Origin of the sequence: Streptacidiphilus sp. EB129 (assembly GCF_041262645.1) — a bacterium.
Lineage (GTDB): Bacteria > Actinomycetota > Actinomycetes > Streptomycetales > Streptomycetaceae > Streptacidiphilus.
In genome coordinates this window covers 70,967-87,179 of sequence record NZ_JBGCCS010000009.1, presented here as the reverse complement: position 1 = coordinate 87,179, position 16,213 = coordinate 70,967, and the positions used below count along the sequence as shown (strand labels likewise).

At 71.2% G+C, this 16,213-nt stretch carries 19 protein-coding genes; 8 read left to right on the top strand and 11 right to left on the bottom strand.

The features are described 5' to 3' along the window. Window positions 1–224: 224 nt before the first annotated feature. Window positions 225–1,133 carry a helix-turn-helix transcriptional regulator gene (locus tag ABH925_RS13970; protein WP_370147819.1) on the bottom strand — a complete coding sequence of 303 codons (909 nt, stop codon included), beginning with the start codon at window positions 1,131–1,133 and terminating at the stop codon, window positions 225–227. Between the two features lie 101 nt (window positions 1,134–1,234). Between ABH925_RS13970 and ABH925_RS13965 the strand changes: the two genes are divergently transcribed. From ABH925_RS13965 to ABH925_RS13955, 3 genes are all read left to right on the top strand, one after another. Continuing rightward, window positions 1,235–2,728: an MFS transporter gene (locus ABH925_RS13965; RefSeq protein ID WP_370147818.1), complete on the top strand. Its 1,494-nt coding sequence runs from the start codon at window positions 1,235–1,237 to the stop codon at window positions 2,726–2,728. Window positions 2,729–2,932: 204 nt separating this feature from the next. Further along, entirely contained in the window at window positions 2,933–3,172 is a 240-nt protein-coding gene (locus ABH925_RS13960; RefSeq protein WP_370147817.1) for a hypothetical protein, read from the top strand. Between the two features lie 120 nt (window positions 3,173–3,292). Next, window positions 3,293–3,463, top strand: coding sequence for a hypothetical protein (locus ABH925_RS13955; protein ID WP_370147816.1), 171 nt, complete (start codon window positions 3,293–3,295; stop codon window positions 3,461–3,463). A gap of 171 nt (window positions 3,464–3,634) precedes the next feature. Here the strand turns inward: ABH925_RS13955 and ABH925_RS13950 are convergent, their stop codons facing one another. Together ABH925_RS13950 and ABH925_RS13945 are read right to left on the bottom strand one after the other, a co-directional pair. Then, the gene (locus ABH925_RS13950) at window positions 3,635–4,174 is read right to left on the bottom strand and encodes a DUF6879 family protein (RefSeq protein WP_370147815.1); all 540 of its coding nucleotides are present in this window, start codon (window positions 4,172–4,174) and stop codon (window positions 3,635–3,637) included. A 5-nt stretch (window positions 4,175–4,179) separates the two neighbouring features. After that, a complete protein-coding gene (locus tag ABH925_RS13945) occupies window positions 4,180–4,380 on the bottom strand; it encodes a hypothetical protein (RefSeq protein ID WP_370147814.1) in 201 nt (66 codons plus the stop codon). A gap of 296 nt (window positions 4,381–4,676) precedes the next feature. Between ABH925_RS13945 and ABH925_RS13940 the strand changes: the two genes are divergently transcribed. After that, complete coding sequence (locus ABH925_RS13940) at window positions 4,677–5,267, top strand: NADAR family protein (RefSeq protein WP_370147813.1); 591 nt, start codon at window positions 4,677–4,679, stop codon at window positions 5,265–5,267. 128 nt (window positions 5,268–5,395) lie between these two features. On the opposite strand, the gene ABH925_RS13935 is transcribed toward ABH925_RS13940, so the two are convergent. Genes ABH925_RS13935 through ABH925_RS13925 form a run of 3 tightly spaced genes read right to left on the bottom strand, consistent with a single transcriptional unit; the run spans window position 5,396 to window position 8,102 of the window. After that, on the bottom strand, window positions 5,396–6,181 hold the full coding sequence (locus ABH925_RS13935; RefSeq protein WP_370147812.1) for a DUF4097 family beta strand repeat-containing protein: 786 nt from the start codon (window positions 6,179–6,181) through the stop codon (window positions 5,396–5,398). After that, on the bottom strand, window positions 6,178–6,822 hold the full coding sequence (locus ABH925_RS13930; RefSeq protein WP_370147811.1) for a response regulator: 645 nt from the start codon (window positions 6,820–6,822) through the stop codon (window positions 6,178–6,180). The genes ABH925_RS13935 and ABH925_RS13930 overlap by 4 nt, the downstream gene beginning before the upstream one ends. Next, window positions 6,810–8,102, bottom strand: coding sequence for a sensor domain-containing protein (locus tag ABH925_RS13925; RefSeq protein ID WP_370147809.1), 1,293 nt, complete (start codon window positions 8,100–8,102; stop codon window positions 6,810–6,812). Before ABH925_RS13925 ends, ABH925_RS13930 begins: the two co-directional genes overlap by 13 nt. On the opposite strand from ABH925_RS13925, the gene ABH925_RS13920 reads away from it, so the two are divergent. The 3 genes from ABH925_RS13920 (at window position 8,095) to ABH925_RS13910 (ending at window position 9,268) form a co-directional block, all read left to right on the top strand. Next, window positions 8,095–8,244, top strand: a complete 150-nt coding sequence (locus ABH925_RS13920) for a hypothetical protein (protein WP_370147808.1) — start codon at window positions 8,095–8,097, stop codon at window positions 8,242–8,244. The genes ABH925_RS13925 and ABH925_RS13920 overlap by 8 nt on opposite strands. A gap of 149 nt (window positions 8,245–8,393) precedes the next feature. Further along, complete coding sequence (locus ABH925_RS13915; RefSeq protein WP_370147807.1) at window positions 8,394–8,837, top strand: hypothetical protein; 444 nt, start codon at window positions 8,394–8,396, stop codon at window positions 8,835–8,837. Beyond that, on the top strand, window positions 8,834–9,268 hold the full coding sequence (locus tag ABH925_RS13910) for a hypothetical protein (protein WP_370147806.1): 435 nt from the start codon (window positions 8,834–8,836) through the stop codon (window positions 9,266–9,268). Before ABH925_RS13915 ends, ABH925_RS13910 begins: the two co-directional genes overlap by 4 nt. 181 nt (window positions 9,269–9,449) lie before the next feature. Here the strand turns inward: ABH925_RS13910 and ABH925_RS13905 are convergent, their stop codons facing one another. Next, complete coding sequence (locus ABH925_RS13905) at window positions 9,450–10,838, bottom strand: glycine--tRNA ligase (RefSeq protein ID WP_370147805.1); 1,389 nt, start codon at window positions 10,836–10,838, stop codon at window positions 9,450–9,452. Window positions 10,839–11,182: 344 nt separating this feature from the next. On the opposite strand from ABH925_RS13905, the gene ABH925_RS13900 reads away from it, so the two are divergent. Further along, a complete protein-coding gene (locus ABH925_RS13900) occupies window positions 11,183–11,599 on the top strand; it encodes a Fur family transcriptional regulator (RefSeq protein WP_370147804.1) in 417 nt (138 codons plus the stop codon). 59 nt (window positions 11,600–11,658) lie between these two features. Here the strand turns inward: ABH925_RS13900 and ABH925_RS13895 are convergent, their stop codons facing one another. The 4 genes from ABH925_RS13895 to leuA all read right to left on the bottom strand — a co-directional run bounded on the left by ABH925_RS13895 (window position 11,659) and on the right by leuA (window position 16,031). Continuing rightward, window positions 11,659–12,489, bottom strand: coding sequence for an isoprenyl transferase (locus ABH925_RS13895; RefSeq protein WP_370147803.1), 831 nt, complete (start codon window positions 12,487–12,489; stop codon window positions 11,659–11,661). 51 nt (window positions 12,490–12,540) lie between these two features. After that, window positions 12,541–13,302 (bottom strand): DNA repair protein RecO, encoded by a 762-nt coding sequence (gene recO / locus ABH925_RS13890; RefSeq protein ID WP_370147802.1) that lies wholly within the window; start codon window positions 13,300–13,302, stop codon window positions 12,541–12,543. A 121-nt stretch (window positions 13,303–13,423) separates the two neighbouring features. Further along, the gene (locus ABH925_RS13885; RefSeq protein ID WP_370147801.1) at window positions 13,424–14,086 is read right to left on the bottom strand and encodes a TerB family tellurite resistance protein; all 663 of its coding nucleotides are present in this window, start codon (window positions 14,084–14,086) and stop codon (window positions 13,424–13,426) included. Between the two features lie 169 nt (window positions 14,087–14,255). Continuing rightward, window positions 14,256–16,031, bottom strand: a complete 1,776-nt coding sequence (leuA, locus tag ABH925_RS13880) for a 2-isopropylmalate synthase (protein ID WP_370147800.1) — start codon at window positions 16,029–16,031, stop codon at window positions 14,256–14,258. Between the last annotated feature and the right edge of the window lie 182 nt (window positions 16,032–16,213).

The following is a 16,213-nucleotide window of genomic DNA, read 5'->3' as shown; positions in this document are numbered from 1 at the left end:
GCTTCCCGATCTGTTCCAGTAGGGCCCGGCCCGTGGTGGTGCGGCCGGTGCGTCGCGGTGCGCCGTGGCGGTCCGGTGCGGTCCTCGGGCGCGATCCTCCAGTGTCCCACCCGCGCCGACCACTCCTCGCCGTCCGCCGTCCTCGCCGTCCGCCGTCCTCGCCGTCCGGTGCCCTCGCCGTCTGCCGCCTGGTGTTCGCCTCCCGCCGTCGGCGGATGGCGCGGCTACTGCGGGCCGTCGGCGGCGCAGCCCTGCTCGACCGCGATGGCGTGCAGCTTCTCCACCCGCTCGCGGGTCTCGTCGTCGGCCGGGGTGTAGGTGACCATGCGGGTGCCCTGGCGCGGGCCGAGCCACATCGAGGTGAACTCGAAGTGCAGCAGCCCGACCTCTGGGTTGAGGAAGCGCTTCTCGCCGTGTTCCGAGGTGCCCACCTCATGCCGCCGCCACTGTGCGTCGAACTCGGGCGAGGCCAGCAGCAGCCGCTTGACCAGCGACTTCCAGGCCGGCTCGGCGACGTGGTCGGCCATCGCCGAGCGGAACTTGGCCACCATCATCGCGGTGGCCGCCTCGTAGTCCACCAGGGTGCGCTTCCAGCCGGGGTGGGTGAACGCCAGCAGCATGGCGTTGCGGTCCTCGGGCGCGATCGCGTCCAGGTCGCCGAACAACCGTCCGTAGGTGCGGTTGTAGGCGAGGATGTCGTAGCGGTTGTTCATCGCGACCGCAGGCAGCGGCTCCAGCTGCTCCATGATCGTCAGCACCGCCGGGGTGACCGTGGGGCAGGTCGGCCTCGGCATCGGGTCGGCCGCGTCCGCCAGTGCGAAGAGATGCTGGCGTTCGTTGAAGTCCAGCAGCAGGCCCCGTGCGATGGCGTCCAGCACCTGCGGCGAGACCTGGATGGCGCGGGCCTGCTCCAGCCACGTGTACCAGGTGACCCCGACCGCGGCGAGCTGGGCCACCTCCTCGCGGCGCAGCCCCGGAGTACGGCGGCGGCCGACCGCGGGCAGGCCGACCTGCTCCGGCGAGATCCGCTCGCGCCGGCTGCGCAGGAAGGCCGCCAGTTCCCGGCGGCGGACCTCCTCCGGCTTGCCGGAGGAGGAGTGGACAAGTTCGAGGGAGGCTGCTGGAGTGGCCATGTCTACCAGGATGCTCCATGGGGAGTTCCTGTGCCAGGTAGTTCTTATACCTGGATAACCACACTCTGGTACCAGGCTGAGGATGGGCGGATCTTTGGGTCATGGCTACTCCACTGACCGCCCCCGCGACCCGGGCGAACGTCCTGCCCCGAGTGACCCGACTCGACCCCGGCACCAGCCCCTCCGGTGCCAGGCCCTCCACGCCGTCCACCGCTCCCCGGCTCAGCACCCTGGGCCTGGTCACCGTCCTGCTCGGCGCGTTCCTGCCGATGCTGGACTTCTTCATCGTCAACGTCGCGCTGCCCACCATCGACCGCGACCTGGTCGCCGGGCCCGCGACGCTTGAGCTGTTCGTCGCCGGCTACGGCATCGCCTACGCCGTGCTGCTGGTCCTCGGCGGACGGCTCGGCGACCTCTTCGGGCGCCGCCGGCTGTTCATCGCCGGATCGCTCGCCTTCGGCCTCACCTCGCTGGCCTGCGGCCTGGCCCCGACCGCGCTGGCGCTGGTCGCCGCCCGGGTACTGCAGGGCGCGGCGGCGGCGCTGATGCTGCCGCAGGCGCTGGCCACCATCCAGTCCGCCACCCACGGCGAGCGCAAGGCCCGGGCCATGGGCATCTACGGCGCCGTCGGCGGCATCTCGGTGGTCATCGGCCAGGTGCTGGGCGGGGTACTGCTCTCCGCGAACCTGTTCGGGACCGGCTGGCGCTTCATCTTCCTGGTGAACGTGCCGGTCGCGGTGGTCGCCGCGGTGCTCGCGCTGCGCTCGGTCCCGGAGACCCGCTCCGCCAACCCGGCCCGGGTGGACCTGCCCGGCACGGCGCTGCTGGCCGCCACGCTGCTCGCGCTGCTGGTCCCGCTGATGGAGGGGCGCGCGGTGGGCTGGCCCTGGTGGACCTGGGCGCTGCTGGCCTCCGTCCCCTTCCTCGGCACCGCCTTCGTGACCGTGGAGCGCCGCGCCGAGCGGGCCGGCGGCATCCCGCTGATCCCGCTGTCGCTGCTCCGTATCGACGGTCTGCGCACCGGGCTGACCATGGCCGTCCCCTTCTTCACCGGCTTCGGCGGCTTCATGCTGGTGATGGCGGTGGCCCTGCAGCAGGGCCTGCGCGAGGGCCCGATCGCCTCCGGCCTGGCCATGGTCCCGATGGCGGTGGGCTTCTTCGCCACCTCGCTGGCCGGACCGCGGCTGCTGGCCCGCTACGGCAGCCTGGTGATCCGGGTCGGCGCGGTGGTCCAGGGAATCGGCCTGACCGTGCTCGCGGTGACCGTGCTGACCGACTGGTCCGGCCTGAGCCCGCTGGTGCTGCTGCCCGGCATGGCCATCGCCGGCACCGGCCAGGGCCTGGTGATGCCCCCGCTGATCCGCCTGGTGCTGTCGGAGATCCCGGCCGAGCGCGCGGGCGTGGGCGGCGGCATCCTCGCCACCACCCAGCAGTCCAGCCTCGCGCTGGGCGTGGCCACCCTGGGCACGCTGTTCCTCACCCTGTCCCCGTCCATCGGCATGCACGCCGCGCTGACCTGGGTGCTCGGCACGCAGGTGGTGCTCACCCTGGTGGTCATCGCCCTCTCCACCCGTCTCCCCCGCCGCATCGGCTGACCGCGGCCGGCAGTAGCCAGCAGTAGCCACAGGCCTCCCCCGGCTCCGCCCGGGGGAGGCCTGCCGCATTCCCCACGGGTCGGGTGCCGTCTCCCGGGCCGTCGGGCGCCGTGTCCTCGCGGTCGGGCGGCAGCCCCCGGGGTCCCGGTGGCCTGGTCGAGGCCTCCGGATGCCGACCCGTGCCACAGAGGGGACCCTGAGTCCATGAGCGCCCACGACCTCCCCGATTCCGCGCACCTCGCCCATGTCGTCGTCCACCCCGTCGTCGACGCCACCCCGCCGTTCCGCCGCGTCGACATCCTCGGCGCACAGGTCGGCAAGGCGCACTCGCTCCGCGACGTCGCCGAGTTCTGCCGCCGCGCCGGCCTGGCCGACCTCGATCTGGAGACCCCCGGCAACGTGCACTGGATCGGCGGCGGCCCCCACGTCTGGCACGCCGACTAGCCCGCGACCCGACGCAGCCTCAGCCGACCCCCACGCGGCGCGGGCACGTTTACTACTCGATCGCGTGAACCTGACGCACGCTCCGTGGAATCGACGCACGCTCGGGCCTATCGTGGGTTCATGACCGCGAGAGTGCCTCTCCTGGAGGACCTGGTCCGGGACGGAACGCTGGACCCGCGCAACGTCGAGCAGGCCGTCGGTCTCGCCGATTGGGAGCCGCTCCCACCGCACCCAGGGCAGAAGCCGCTCTCCGAGACGCTGGAGGAACTGCGCGACGAGGAGGACGGATGATCCACCGCGACTCGTGCGCACTGGTCAGGCTGACGCCAGGTCCGGCATTGTGGGCTTGAACGCTCGGGCACCCTTCCCCGCGTCAGCACGGGCTTGGTGGGGTGGGGATCGGTCAGTGGCACGATGAGGACCGCGCCCCGAGGGCTTCACGGGCTCGCTGGAAATCGGTGGTCACACGGGGGAAGGTACCCGCAACTTGAACTCCTGGTACCTGATCGCGTGGTGCCAGGCAGCGTCGCGGATCTGACAGCCCGTGAGCACCCTGGCCGGGTCCTCGACCAGCTCGGCACCGAGGTACCCGTCCTGCGTGTCGAAATGCAGTTCCAACAGCGTGCGGGAGTCGAAGAGCCAGAAGTCCCGTTGAGGCAGCTCCAATCGATCCGCGTCGGACCTCGGCAGGTGCCGAATGTCCTCCCCAGCCGCAACGTTCGCCCAGCCCACCCGCAACAGATACGCCTGGCCGAGCGTGAGAGGGTCGTCGGCGACCCGGACACGCCCGACCCGCTTTCCTGCCGCGACCTGGGCCCGAATGTTGCGGCACCAGGGCCGGTCAGGATCGGTCTCCGGGTCCTCACCGCGCTCCCACCGCTGGTAGCCGGGACCAGCCTGGTCGGATGCGTAGGACCGACGGCTCTCCAGCCGCCATGCGGTGTGCTGGAAGCCGCCGGACAGCAGGCGGTCGAACGTCTCGTCGCTGATGAACTCGGGCACGCGGTCTACTCCCTGGGGGCGAAGTTGATCAACAGATCGCGCGGGACGATGACGAACTTCTCCCCGGGCAGCACGTCGCGGAGCTGCTCCAACGCCTCGGCGTCGGTGAGTTCGTAACCCTGCACGACGATCTGCCCGGTCTCGGTCTCGTACAGCGTGGGGCACTTGCCGTCTTCGGAGTTGGTGCCGAGGAACCTGAGCTTCATGGTGGTCACCCTTCACTCGATCCCGGATGTGTCACCGGGCTGCTCCGCACCGTAGCGGCGGGCAAGGAGAAGCAGAAGCCCTGTGCGCGCACGCCTGGCGAAGCGGCGCGAAGCAGAGAAACAGCCATCCGTCCTGGGTCTCTGACCGCCGTATCCCACCTGACGGAACATGTCCGCGGATTGGAAACCGGCAAGTGGGAGCTGCGGCACGTGCACGGTGCAACTCGACCGCCGGGCGCCTGCCGCCGGGGAAACCCCGTCGCCTGTTGTCGGTGGCGGGTGCGAGGATCGCGGGTATGACGACAACAGGGCAGCAGCACCCGGCGCAGGCCCGCAGCCGGGAGGAGCTGGCGGGACTGACGGCCGCCGGGGCGCGGCCGAAGTGGCTGATGTTCTGGGGCCACCGGCCGCAGCGGGACGGTTCGATCGGGGCGGGCTGCCTGAGCCAGTGGTGGCCGTCGGCCTTCACGGTGGACGGGGTCGGCTACGCCACCGCGGAGCACTGGATGATGGCGGGCAAGGCCCGGATGTTCGACGACGAGGCGTCGATACCGGCGATCCTCGCCGCCCGTACCCCGGCCGAGGCGAAGAACCTGGGGCGGCTGGTGCGCGGCTTCGACGACGTGCACTGGACGGCGGCACGGTACGAGCTGGTCGTGGCCGGGAACGTGGCGAAGTTCGGACAGGACGAGGCCCTGCGGGAGTACCTGCTGGGCACCCGCGACCGGGTCCTGGTCGAGGCCAGCCCGCGCGACCGGATCTGGGGCATCGGCCTCGGCGCCGCCAACGAGCGCGCCACCGACCCCTCCCAGTGGCGCGGCCTCAACCTGCTCGGCTTCGCGCTGATGGAAGCCCGCTCCCGCCTCGCGGACCAGCCCTCGACCTGAGCGCGGCGCTCGGGCCGCAGCGCGGTCGACGACGCGGCGAGCCTCGCCGTCGACCGTTTGCGCGGCGAGCTGCCGCGCGGAGTAGATGAGCCGCCGCACATCCCCCGGGCACCCGGTATGGGGCGCGGTCAGCCGTACTCGACGTCGGCCACGCCGGAGCCGACGGAGAGGGAGAGCAGGTTCGGGGAGGCGGAGTCGTCGAGGCCCTGGGCGACGTCGGTGTGGCCCGAGCCGGTGTTCTGGTTCACGCGGTAGTGGCTGTTCCTGGGCACGATCAGGTCGATGGAGCCGGAGCCGGTGCCGGCCTCCAGGTGCTTCGGCGCGACGGCGAAGGTCAGGTCCATCGAACCCGAGCCGGTCTCGGCCACGGCGGACGCCGACCGGATCCCCTGGCCGGAGATCGCGCCGGACGAGGTGGTCGCCTGAAGGTTTCCGGTGACGTCCTGCACGGTGATCGAGCCCGAGGTGGTGGTGAGGTCCAGCGGCCCGGTGAGGCCGTCGACGAAGACCGAGCCGGAGCGGGTGACCGTGCGGACCACGGTCTGTGGCGGGGCGGTGATCCGCAGTCCCACCCCGCAGCCCCAGGCCGAGAACGGCCCGAAGCTGTCGCAGCTGGCGTGGATCCGCAGGGTGTGGGTGACCTGGTCCTCCCTGACGTCCACGGTCGGCTTGGTGGAGGTCCAGTTGATCTCCTGGGACACCTTCACCACGCCGGGCGGGCCCGGGTTGATCTCAACGCTCCCGGCAGTGACGTCGAGGTCGAGCATCGTCACCCCGTCGGTGTAGCTGCCGCTGGCGGTGGTCGCCTGGCTGACCAGCCGGCCGACCATGCTCCCGCCGGTGGTCAGCGCCACCGTCACCGCCGTCACCAGAGCGAGCACCCACCACAGCCGACGCCGGACCAGGATGTTCACGCGTTGTCCAGGAACTGCAGGACGGCCATCACCCGGCGGTGCTCGCCCTCGGTGGGCGACAGCTGGAGCTTGGTGAAGATGCTGTTGATGTGCTTCGCCACCGCGCTCTCGCCGACCACCAGCGCCTGCGCTATCGCCGCGTTCGACCTGCCCTCGGCCATCAGCGACAGCACCTCCCGCTCGCGCGGGGTGAGCGAGTCCAGCGGGACGCTCTGCCGCCGCAGCAGCAGCTGTGAGACCACCTCCGGATCCAGGGCGGTGCCCCCGGCCGCGACCCGCTCCAGGGCGTCGAGGAAGTCGTCGACGTTGGCGACCCGCTCCTTGAGCAGGTAGCCGACCCCCCGGGTGTTGCCCGCCAGCAGGTCGGCGGCGTAGCGCTCCTCCACGTACTGGGACAGCAGCAGCACCGCCACCTCGGGCCACTGCCGACGGATCAGCAGCGCGGCGCGCACCCCCTCGTCGGTGAAGCCGGGCGGCATCCGGACGTCGGTGACCACCACGTCGGGACGGTGCTCGGCCACGGCGGCCAGCAGCGCCTCGGCCTCGCCGACGGCGGCCACCACCTGGTAGCCCACCGCCTCCAGCACCTTGACCAGTCCGACCCGCAGCAGGACCGAGTCCTCAGCGATCACAGCACGCACGGCAACTCCACAGTCAGGATGGTGGGGCCCCCGAGGGGGCTGGTGATGGTCAGGGTGCCGTCCACGGAGGCGGCGCGCTGGCGCAGCCCGGACAGCCCGGTGCCCTTGGCCGGGTCGGCGCCGCCGACCCCGTCGTCGGTGATCACGATCACCATCCGGTCGCCGGCGCCGGAGACGTCCTCGGGGCCGCCGCCGGAAGCGTCGCCGGAGCCGTCGCCGCCCCGAGTCTGACGTACCGTGACCTCGGCACGCGAGGCGCGGGCATGCTTGGCGATGTTGGCGAGCGCCTCCGAGACCACGAAGTACGCGACCGCCTCCACCGGCGGCGCGGCCCGGCGCGGCAGGTCCACACTGAGCCGCACCGGCAGCGGGGCGCGGGCGACGATGCCCGACAGCGCCGCGTCCAGGCCACGGTCCTCCAGCACCACCGGGTGCAGCCCCCGTACCAGGTCCCGCAGTTCGGCGATGGCCGCCTGGGCCTCCAGGTGGGCCTCGTCGATGACCGTCATGGCCCGGGCCGCCTGCTCCTCCGGGGGCAGCCCGCGGAGCATCCGCTTGGCCAGGCCCAGGTTCATCGCCAACGACACCAGCCGCTGCTGGGCGCCGTCGTGCAGATCGCGTTCGATCCGGCGCCGTTCGGCGTCGGCGGCGTCGACGACCTCGCTGCGGCTCTCCGCCAGCGACTCGACCCTGCGCTGCAGCTCCCTGGCCCGGTTCGGCCCGAGCAGCGCGGCGGCGGCCCTGGTGTCCAGGTGGACCAGCAGCCGTACCAGCCACGGCAGCGCCAGCAGCAGCAGCACGCCGGCCACGGTGGTCACCACGTCGACATCGCCCTGGCCCAGGTACGCGGTGCTGTCCTCGGGTGCCGCCCAGGCCCAGGCGAAGACGGTGGAGCACAGCACCGCCGCGGTCCACCCCATCAGCACCCCGACCGCACCGAGGGCCAACAGCGGCACAACCAGCACGTGGTAGAGGAGCTGCCGCCAGGTCGACTCGGAGCGGAGCCGGGACAGCGCACCACGGCGGAGCCGGCGACCGCCCTCCGCGGTCGGCGCCGCCGGGATCTCCAGCCCCAGCATCGAGCGGAACCGGTCCCGCTGGACATCCGTCAGCATCCGGCGGCAGAACACCATCAGCACCAGGATCACGTCCCAGACCAGGACGACCTCGCCCTTGTCGGGCACCAGCCAGGCCAACGCCGGCGCCAGCGCCAGCGGCACCCCCGCGGCGAGGAACGCGGTCTCCCGCCAGGTCTGCCGACGGAACGGTCCGGTGAGCACCAGCCAGAGCATCCGCCACCCGGTCGACCAGCCGGACGGCCGCCGCGGTCCCGAGGACGGCGGACCCGGCGGTCGGGACGGCGGCGGCAGCGTCGTCGTGGCAGGTCCGGAGGTGTCCATGGGCAGAGCCTACGGCCCGTGATCGGCACCCCACCATGAACCCCGGTTCCCCCTAAGGGTGTACCTGGCACCACCTCTGATTGGGAGTCCGGCACTACCGACGCGGGGCCCGGATTCCGAGAGTCTGATCACTGTGCTCGCAGGGAGCGCACAGCTTCGAGGGGGAACCTGATGACCATGAACAACCCGGGCAACCGACCGACCACACTGGACCTCGACTACGGCACCGACGGGCTGCCGTTGCTCGACTCGCCGTGGTCGGTCCGGTTCGCCCAGGGCACCCGGGGGCGCACCGCGCTGGAGGTCTACAACCTGGGCGTGCTGCTGGACGTGCTGGTCGCCCAGCCGCTGGCGGGGGACGTGCTGCGCGGGGCGCGGCGCGCGCAGCACAACGGCCGGGCCTCGGTGCTCGCCTGGGGGCACCTGCCACCGGGCGGGGAACCGCCGGCGGTGACCTTCAGCCAGCGGCACCGGCTCGCGGGCCGCGCCGAGACCGTGGTCGCGGCCGGCGAGTTCTGGATCGCGACCGTGGAGGGCTGCTTCGACCGGGTCACCGCGAGCGCCGCCGACGGCAGCGTCCGGAGCGAGCGGATCCGCGCGGGGTGGTCCCGATGAGCCTTGCCCTGCCGACCACCACCGCCGCGCGCGGTGGCCTGCACCGCACCACCTCCCCACGGCTGCCGCTCGCCTGGAAGCTCCCGGCCGCCGGGCGCGCGGACCGGCTCGCCTGGGCGCTGGTCGGCCTGGGCCTGGCCCTGCTGCCCTGGCTGGCGACGCTGGGTGCGGCCGGCGAGTGGAACTGGGTCGGCCTCGACGCGCTGGAGGCGGCCGGGCTGATCTCCACCGGCTTGCTGCTGCGCCGCGCTGACCCGCGCCACGGCCTGACCGCCGTCGCCACCGCAGCGCTGCTGCTGACCGACGCCTGGTTCGACATCACCACCGCCGCCCCCGGCACCGACCTGGCTGTCGCCCTCGCCATGGCCGCGTTCCTGGAGCTGCCCATCTCCGTCCTCTGCACCCGGCTCGCCCTCCGCGCCTCCGTCTGACCGGGCCCGCGGCCACGGGCAGCGGCGCGAACCAGCGACGAGGGCGAGCACCGGGCGAAGGGGGCGACAACCTCTGTGATGCGCCAGGGGCGCGGGAACCGGCGACCTGCTCCGCCACGCGAATCGCGTGGCGGAGCAGGTCGCGCCGGCCCCCGCGCCCCTGGGCGTCGGTGGTGCGGTGTCAGCAGCCGAGCAGCTTGCCGGCCAGGAAGGCCTCGACCTGGTCGAGCGAGATCCGCTGCTGCTCCATGGTGTCGCGCTCACGCACGGTCACCGCGTTGTCGTCGAGGGTGTCGAAGTCGACGGTGATGCAGAACGGCGTGCCGATCTCGTCCTGGCGACGGTAACGGCGACCGATCGCGCCGGCGTCGTCGAACTCGACGTTCCAGTGCTTGCGCAGGTCCGCCGCCAGGCCGCGGGCCTTCGGGGACAGCGCGGCGTTGCGCGACAGCGGCAGGACCGCGACCTTGACCGGCGCGAGCCGGGGGTCGAGGCGCATGACGACGCGCTTCTCCATCACGCCCTTGGCGTTGGGGGCCTCGTCCTCGCGGTAGGCGTCCAGCATGAACGCCAGCATGGCGCGGTTGACGCCGGCCGCGGGCTCGATGACGTAGGGGAACCAGCGCTCGCCGGACTCCTGGTCGAAGTACTTGAGGTCCTGGCCGGAGTGCTCCGAGTGCTGCGCCAGGTCGTAGTCGGTGCGGTTGGCGATGCCCTCCAGCTCGCCGAACTCGTTGCCGCCGAACTGGAACCGGTACTCGATGTCCACGGTGCGCTTGGAGTAGTGCGAGAGCTTCTCCTTGGCGTGCTCGTAGAACCGCATGTTCTCCTCGCGGAGGCCGAGGCCGGTGTACCAGTCCCAGCGCTGCTGGGTCCAGTACTCGAACCACTCCTCGTCCTCGCCCGGCTTGACGAAGAACTCCATCTCCATCTGCTCGAACTCGCGGGTGCGGAAAATGAAGTTGCCGGGGGTGATCTCGTTGCGGAAGCTCTTGCCGGTCTGGGCGATGCCGAACGGCGGCTTCTTGCGCGAGGTCTGCTGGACCGCGGCGAAGTTCACGAAGATGCCCTGCGCGGTCTCCGGGCGCAGGTACGCCAGGCCGGCCGGGTCGTCGGCGTTGAACGCGCCGAGGTGCGTCTGCAGCATGCCCGACATCGGCTTGGGCTCGGTGAAGCCGCCCTTGTTGCCGCAGTTGGGGCAGTTGACGTCGGCGAGGCCGTTGGCCGGGACGTGGCCGTGCTTGGCCTCGTACGCCTCCTCCAGGTGGTCCGCGCGGTAGCGCTTGTGGCAGGAGGTGCACTCGGTCAGCGGGTCGCTGAAGGTGGCGACATGGCCGCTGGCCTCCCAGACCTCGCGGGCCAGGATGACGGACGAGTCGAGGCCGACGACGTCCTCGCGGCTGGTGACCATGTTGCGCCACCACTGCCGCTTGATGTTCTCCTTCAGCTCGACACCCAGCGGTCCGTAGTCCCAAGCGGCCTTCTGGCCGCCGTAGATCTCGCTGCAGGGGTAGACGAAGCCACGGCGCTTGCTCAGGCTGACGATGGTGTCGATCTTGTCGGCGGCCACAGTGCTCTCTTCAGTACGACGAATGCGGTCAGTGATGGGTTTCAGTGCACGCGGGGCGCGTGCGGGCGCCCCGCGAAGGGGGAGCCGGCGACGCGACCGAATACCTCAGGTTACCGGGCCGCACGGGAGGGCCTTCACACCGTTTCCCGGGATCGGGCGCGGAGGGCGGCCTCGGCCAGCAAGTTGACAATCGTTTCCATTTAGATTGACAATGGTTTTCTTCTGGTTTTCTGCCGCAGTTGTTTCGGCTGCGACCGATTCTGCCGCGCACGATGGCCACGAGGCGGGCACCGACTGGCACAATGGCGGCGGCAGCCCCCGCACGAGAGGTACAGGAGACCCAAGTGACGTCGTCTGCGAACCAGTCGTCCCCGGCACGGTCGACCCGGCAGCGCACCGCGGTCACCTCCCTGCTCGGCGAGATCGACGACTTCCGAAGCGCCCAGGAACTGCACGACCTGCTGAAGCACCGCGGCGACTCGGTGGGCCTGACCACCGTGTACCGCACGCTGCAGGCGCTGGCCGACGCCGGTGAGATCGACGTGCTGCGCACCGACGACGGCGAGGCCGTCTACCGCCGCTGCAGCAGCGGGCACCACCACCACCTGGTCTGCCGCAGCTGCGGACGCACGGTGGAGGTGGAGGGCCCGGCGGTGGAGCGGTGGGCCGAGGGCATGGCCAGGGACCACGGATTCGTGGACGTGGCCCACACCCTGGAGATCTTCGGCACCTGCGCGGACTGCGCGGCGCAGCAGGGCTGACCGCCCCCGGGCCCCGGCGGAACGGTGCCCGGCGCCGCACGGTCGCGGCGCCGGGGCGCTCAGCCCTGCTGCGGGAGGACGACCTCGTTGGGCAGCGCGCCGCCGTAGCGGCGGTCCCGGGAGGCGAACTCCTCGCAGGCGCGCCACAGGTCGCGGCGGTCGAAGTCCGGCCACAGCACGTCCTGGAACACCATCTCCGCGTACGCCGACTGCCACAGCAGGAAGTTGGAGGTGCGCTGCTCGCCGCTGGGGCGGATGAACAGGTCCACGTCCGGCATGTCGCGGTGGTACATGTACTTGGCGAGGGTCTTCTCGTTGACCTTCTTCGGGTCCAGCTTCCCGGCCGCGACGTCAGCCGCCAGTGCCGCCGCCGCGTCCGCGATCTCGGCACGGCCGCCGTAGTTGACGCACATGTAGAGCGTCATCATGTCGTTGTCGCGGGTCATCTCCTCCGCGACCTGCAGTTCCTGCACCACGCTCTTCCACAGCTTCGGCATCCGCCCGGCCCAGCGGACCCGGATCCCCATCGCGTTCATCTCGTCCCGGCGACGGTGGATGACGTCCCGGTTGAAGTTCATCAGGAAGCGCACCTCCTCCGGCGAGCGCTTCCAGTTCTCGGTGGAGAAGGCGTAGAGCGAGAGGTTCTTGACCCCCAGCTCGATGCAGCCCTTCAGCACGTCGAGCACGACCGACTCGCCGACCTTGTGGCCCTCGGTGCGCGGCAGCCCGCGCTCCTTGGCCCAGCGGCCGTTGCCGTCCATCACGATCGCGACGTGCTCGGGGATCAGCTCGCTCTGGATCCGGGGCGGACGCGCGCCGCTGGGGTGCGGAGTGGGCGGGAGGTACTCCCGCTGCCGGGTGCCGAAGAGTCCCCGCCGTGCAGTTGCCATGAGCTTCTTCTTCTCCACACTGTGAAAGCCAACGCTGTGACGCCGCGACGATCAATGATCAACGCTGCGACGATCAACAAAACGGAGCGACCGCAGTCCCCGCTCCAGATGCCACTGGACGTAGGCCGCGACCAGCCCGCTGCCCTCGCGGCAGTGACGGCCGTCGCAGGCGTCCGCCGTCTCCCAGTCCCCGGACAGCAGCGCGCCCAGGAGCTCCAGTGTCTCAGGGGAGGGTACGACACTCCCCGGCACCCGGCAGTCCGCGCACAGGGCTCCGCCGGTCTGCACCGAGAAGAACCGGTTCGGTCCCGGCAGTCCGCACTTGGCGCAGTCGTCGAAGGACGGCGCGTAACCGTTGACCGACAGCGACCGCAGCAGGAACGCGTCCAGCACCAGCGGCGCGTCGTGCTCGGCCGCGGCGAGGGTCCGCAGCGCACCGATGAGCAGCAGGTACTGCTGCACCGCCGGCTCGCCCTCGTTCTCGGTGAAGCGCTCGGCGGTCTCCAGCATGGCCGTCGCGGCGGTGTAGCGGCCGTAGTCGTCGACTATCCGGCCGCCGTAGGGGGTGATCGTCTCCACCTGGGTGCAGAGCGCCAGGTGCCTGCCGACGAGCTCCTCCCCCCGGGAGAAGAACTGCACGTCGACATGGGAGAACGGTTCCAGCCTGGCCCCGAACTTGGACTTGGTCCGCCGCACTCCGCGCGCCACCGCGCGGACCCGGCCGTGCTGCCGGGTCAGCAGGGTGATGATCCGGTCCGCCTCGCCCAGCTTCTGCGTGCGAAGCACCACCCCGTCGTCCCGAAACAGACTCATGCCCCCATTGTCGTGCATGAGCATGCGCGCAAACAGCGACAACCCCAGGGGCGCGGGGAACTGCGCGAACAACCCCCCTCGAACCCGCACATACCCGCTGCCCTCAGCCCCCGCGCCCAGGCTACGAGTGCGGAGTATGCGTCGCGGCGGTGAGCGTCGCGTCGATGCGGTCCGGGCTGAGCCCCAGGCACGCCCCCGCCGCGCGCAGCGTCTCCCGCTCGGCCGGACGGTACGGACCGTCCGCCAGGGCGATCCACGCCCCCTGCCGCAGCAGCCGCTCCGCGCCCGCGCCGGCGAGGTGCGGGGCCAGCGGCTCCAGCGCGGTGTGCAGTTCCACCGCGAGGCCGCTGCCGCAGCCGTACAGCTCGCCGAGTTCGTCCTCGCCCTCGGTCAGCGCGGCCAGTGCGGCCAGCAGCTGCGGCTCGTCCAGCTCCGGGTAGCCGGCCTCGTGGACCACGCCCACCGCCGCGTCCCGGGCCGTGCGCGCGGTGCCGCCGGAGGCCAGCAGCGCCAGCGCGATCGTGTACTGGGCGGTGCGCAGCATCGCCAGCAGGTTGCCGGAGGTGGGCCGCTCCAGGGCGTCCAGACCGTACCGGGCGCGGCAGGCGGTGCACTGCAGCGTGGTGCCCGCGTCGCCGACCGGCAGCACCGGCAGGCCCAGCAGTCGCAGCCATCGGCGTCCGCCCTGGCGGCGGTAGTTGCGGTCACCCCCGCAACCCAGACAGAAGAACTCCCCGAGCGCCTCGGTACGCCACCGGGCTCGGACACACACCAGCTGTGCCACGGCGCACTCCCCTGCCTGCTGCTCCGACTCCACTGTCGGTGGCACCGATGCTGCCATGCGGGATGACGCCCTGTCAGTACCCGAGTCGGCCACCGGATCAGATTTTTGTGGCGGGAAACACACCGGCCCCGCGCCGAACAGCACGGGGCCGGTTCCGGAACTGCGGGTGTCAGCCGCGCTGCGCCCGGTTGACGGCGCTGACGACGGCCTTGATCGAGGCCCGTACGATGCTGGTGTCGATGCCGACGCCCCACAGCACCTTGTCGTCCACCGCGCACTCCCAGTACGAGGCGGCCTGGGCGCCCGAGCCCTGGCTCATGGTGTGCTCGACGTAGTCCAGCAGGCGGGCGTCCACGCCGATGGACGCCAGCGCACCGAAGAAGGCGTCCAGCGGGCCGTCGCCGATGCCGGACAGCTCGACGGGGGCGCCGTCCACCACGGCCTCGACGGTGATCGAGTCCTTGCCGTCCGGGGTGCTGGCGGTGCTGTAGCCGCCCAGCTGGATCCGGCCCCAGGGGCTGTCCGGGGTGGGCAGGTACTCGTCCTCGAAGGCCGCCCAGATCTGCGCCGGGGTGACCTCGCCGCCGTCGGTGTCGGTCTTGGCCTGGATGATCCGGGAGAACTCGATCTGCATCCGGCGCGGCAGGTCCAGCTTGTGGTCGTTCTTCAGCACGTAGGCGATGCCGCCCTTGCCGGACTGGCTGTTGACCCGGATCACGGCCTCGTAGGAGCGGCCCACGTCCTTGGGGTCGATCGGCAGGTACGGCACGCCCCAGGTGTGCTCGCCGACCGGGTGGCCGGCCGCGGCGGCGTCGGCCTCCAGCGCGTCGAAGCCCTTCTTGATCGCGTCCTGGTGCGAGCCGGAGAAGGACGTGTAGACCAGGTCGCCGGCGTAGGGGTGGCGTTCGGGGACGACCATCTGGTTGCAGTACTCGTAGGTGCGGCGGATCTCGTCGATGTTCGAGAAGTCGATCATCGGGTCGACACCCTGCGAGAACAGGTTCATGCCGACGTTGACCAGGTCCAGGTTGCCGGTGCGCTCGCCCTGGCCGAACAGACAGCCCTCGACCCGGTCGGCGCCGGCCATCACGGCCAGCTCGGCGGAGGCGACGCCGGTGCCCCGGTCGTTGTGCGGGTGCGTGGACAGCGCGACGAACTCGCGCCGGGACAGGTTCCGCGACATCCACTCGATCATGTCGGCGTAGACGTTCGGGGTGCAGCGCTCGACTGTGGTGGGCAGGTTCAGGATGATCTCGCGGCCCTCGGCGGGCTGCCAGACGTCCATCACCGCCTCGCAGACCTCCAGGGCGAAGTCCAGCTCGGTGTCGATGAAGATCTCCGGCGAGTACTGGTAGCCGAAGACGGTCTCCTCGGCCAGCATCTTCTCGGCGTACTCCATCACCAGACGGGTGCCGTCCACGGCGATGTTCTTGATGTCCTCCTCGGATCCCCGGAACACCACCCGGCGGAACAGCGGCGAGGTGGCGTTGTACAGGTGCACCGTCGCGCGCGGGGCGCCCACCAGCGACTCGACGGTCCGGGCGATCAGGTCCTCGCGGGCCTGGGTCAGCACGCTGATGGTGACGTCCTCGGGGATCGCGCCCTCCTCGATGATGGAGCGCACGAAGTCGAAGTCGGTGGCCCCGGAGGAGGGGAAGCCGACCTCGATCTCCTTGTATCCCATCCGCACCAGCAGGTCGAACATCGCGCGCTTGCGGGCCGGGGACATCGGGTCGATCAGTGCCTGGTTGCCGTCCCGCAGGTCGGTGGACAGCCAGCGCGGGGCCTTGGTGATCACCTTGCTCGGCCAGGTGCGGTCCGGCAGGTCCACGGTGCCGAAGGGTACGTACCGCTGGAACGGCATCCCGGACGGGCGCTGGCGGACACTGGCGGCGGTGACAGGCGTGGAACGCTCGTTGAAGGGCGTGTCAGACATGGGGCGCATGCTCCCTGATCGAGGTGGGCTGTCGATGGCTTCGCTGGAAGGAGGACCGACGGCCGACGACTGAGGCACAGAGAGCACACACAGCACGAACCCCCGCGACGAGGGAGTCGGCCAGGTAGGCACCGCCAGGTGCGGACTACAGGCCCTCGCCGCGGCAGCTAAGAAGAAGCAGCCCGGTGCGC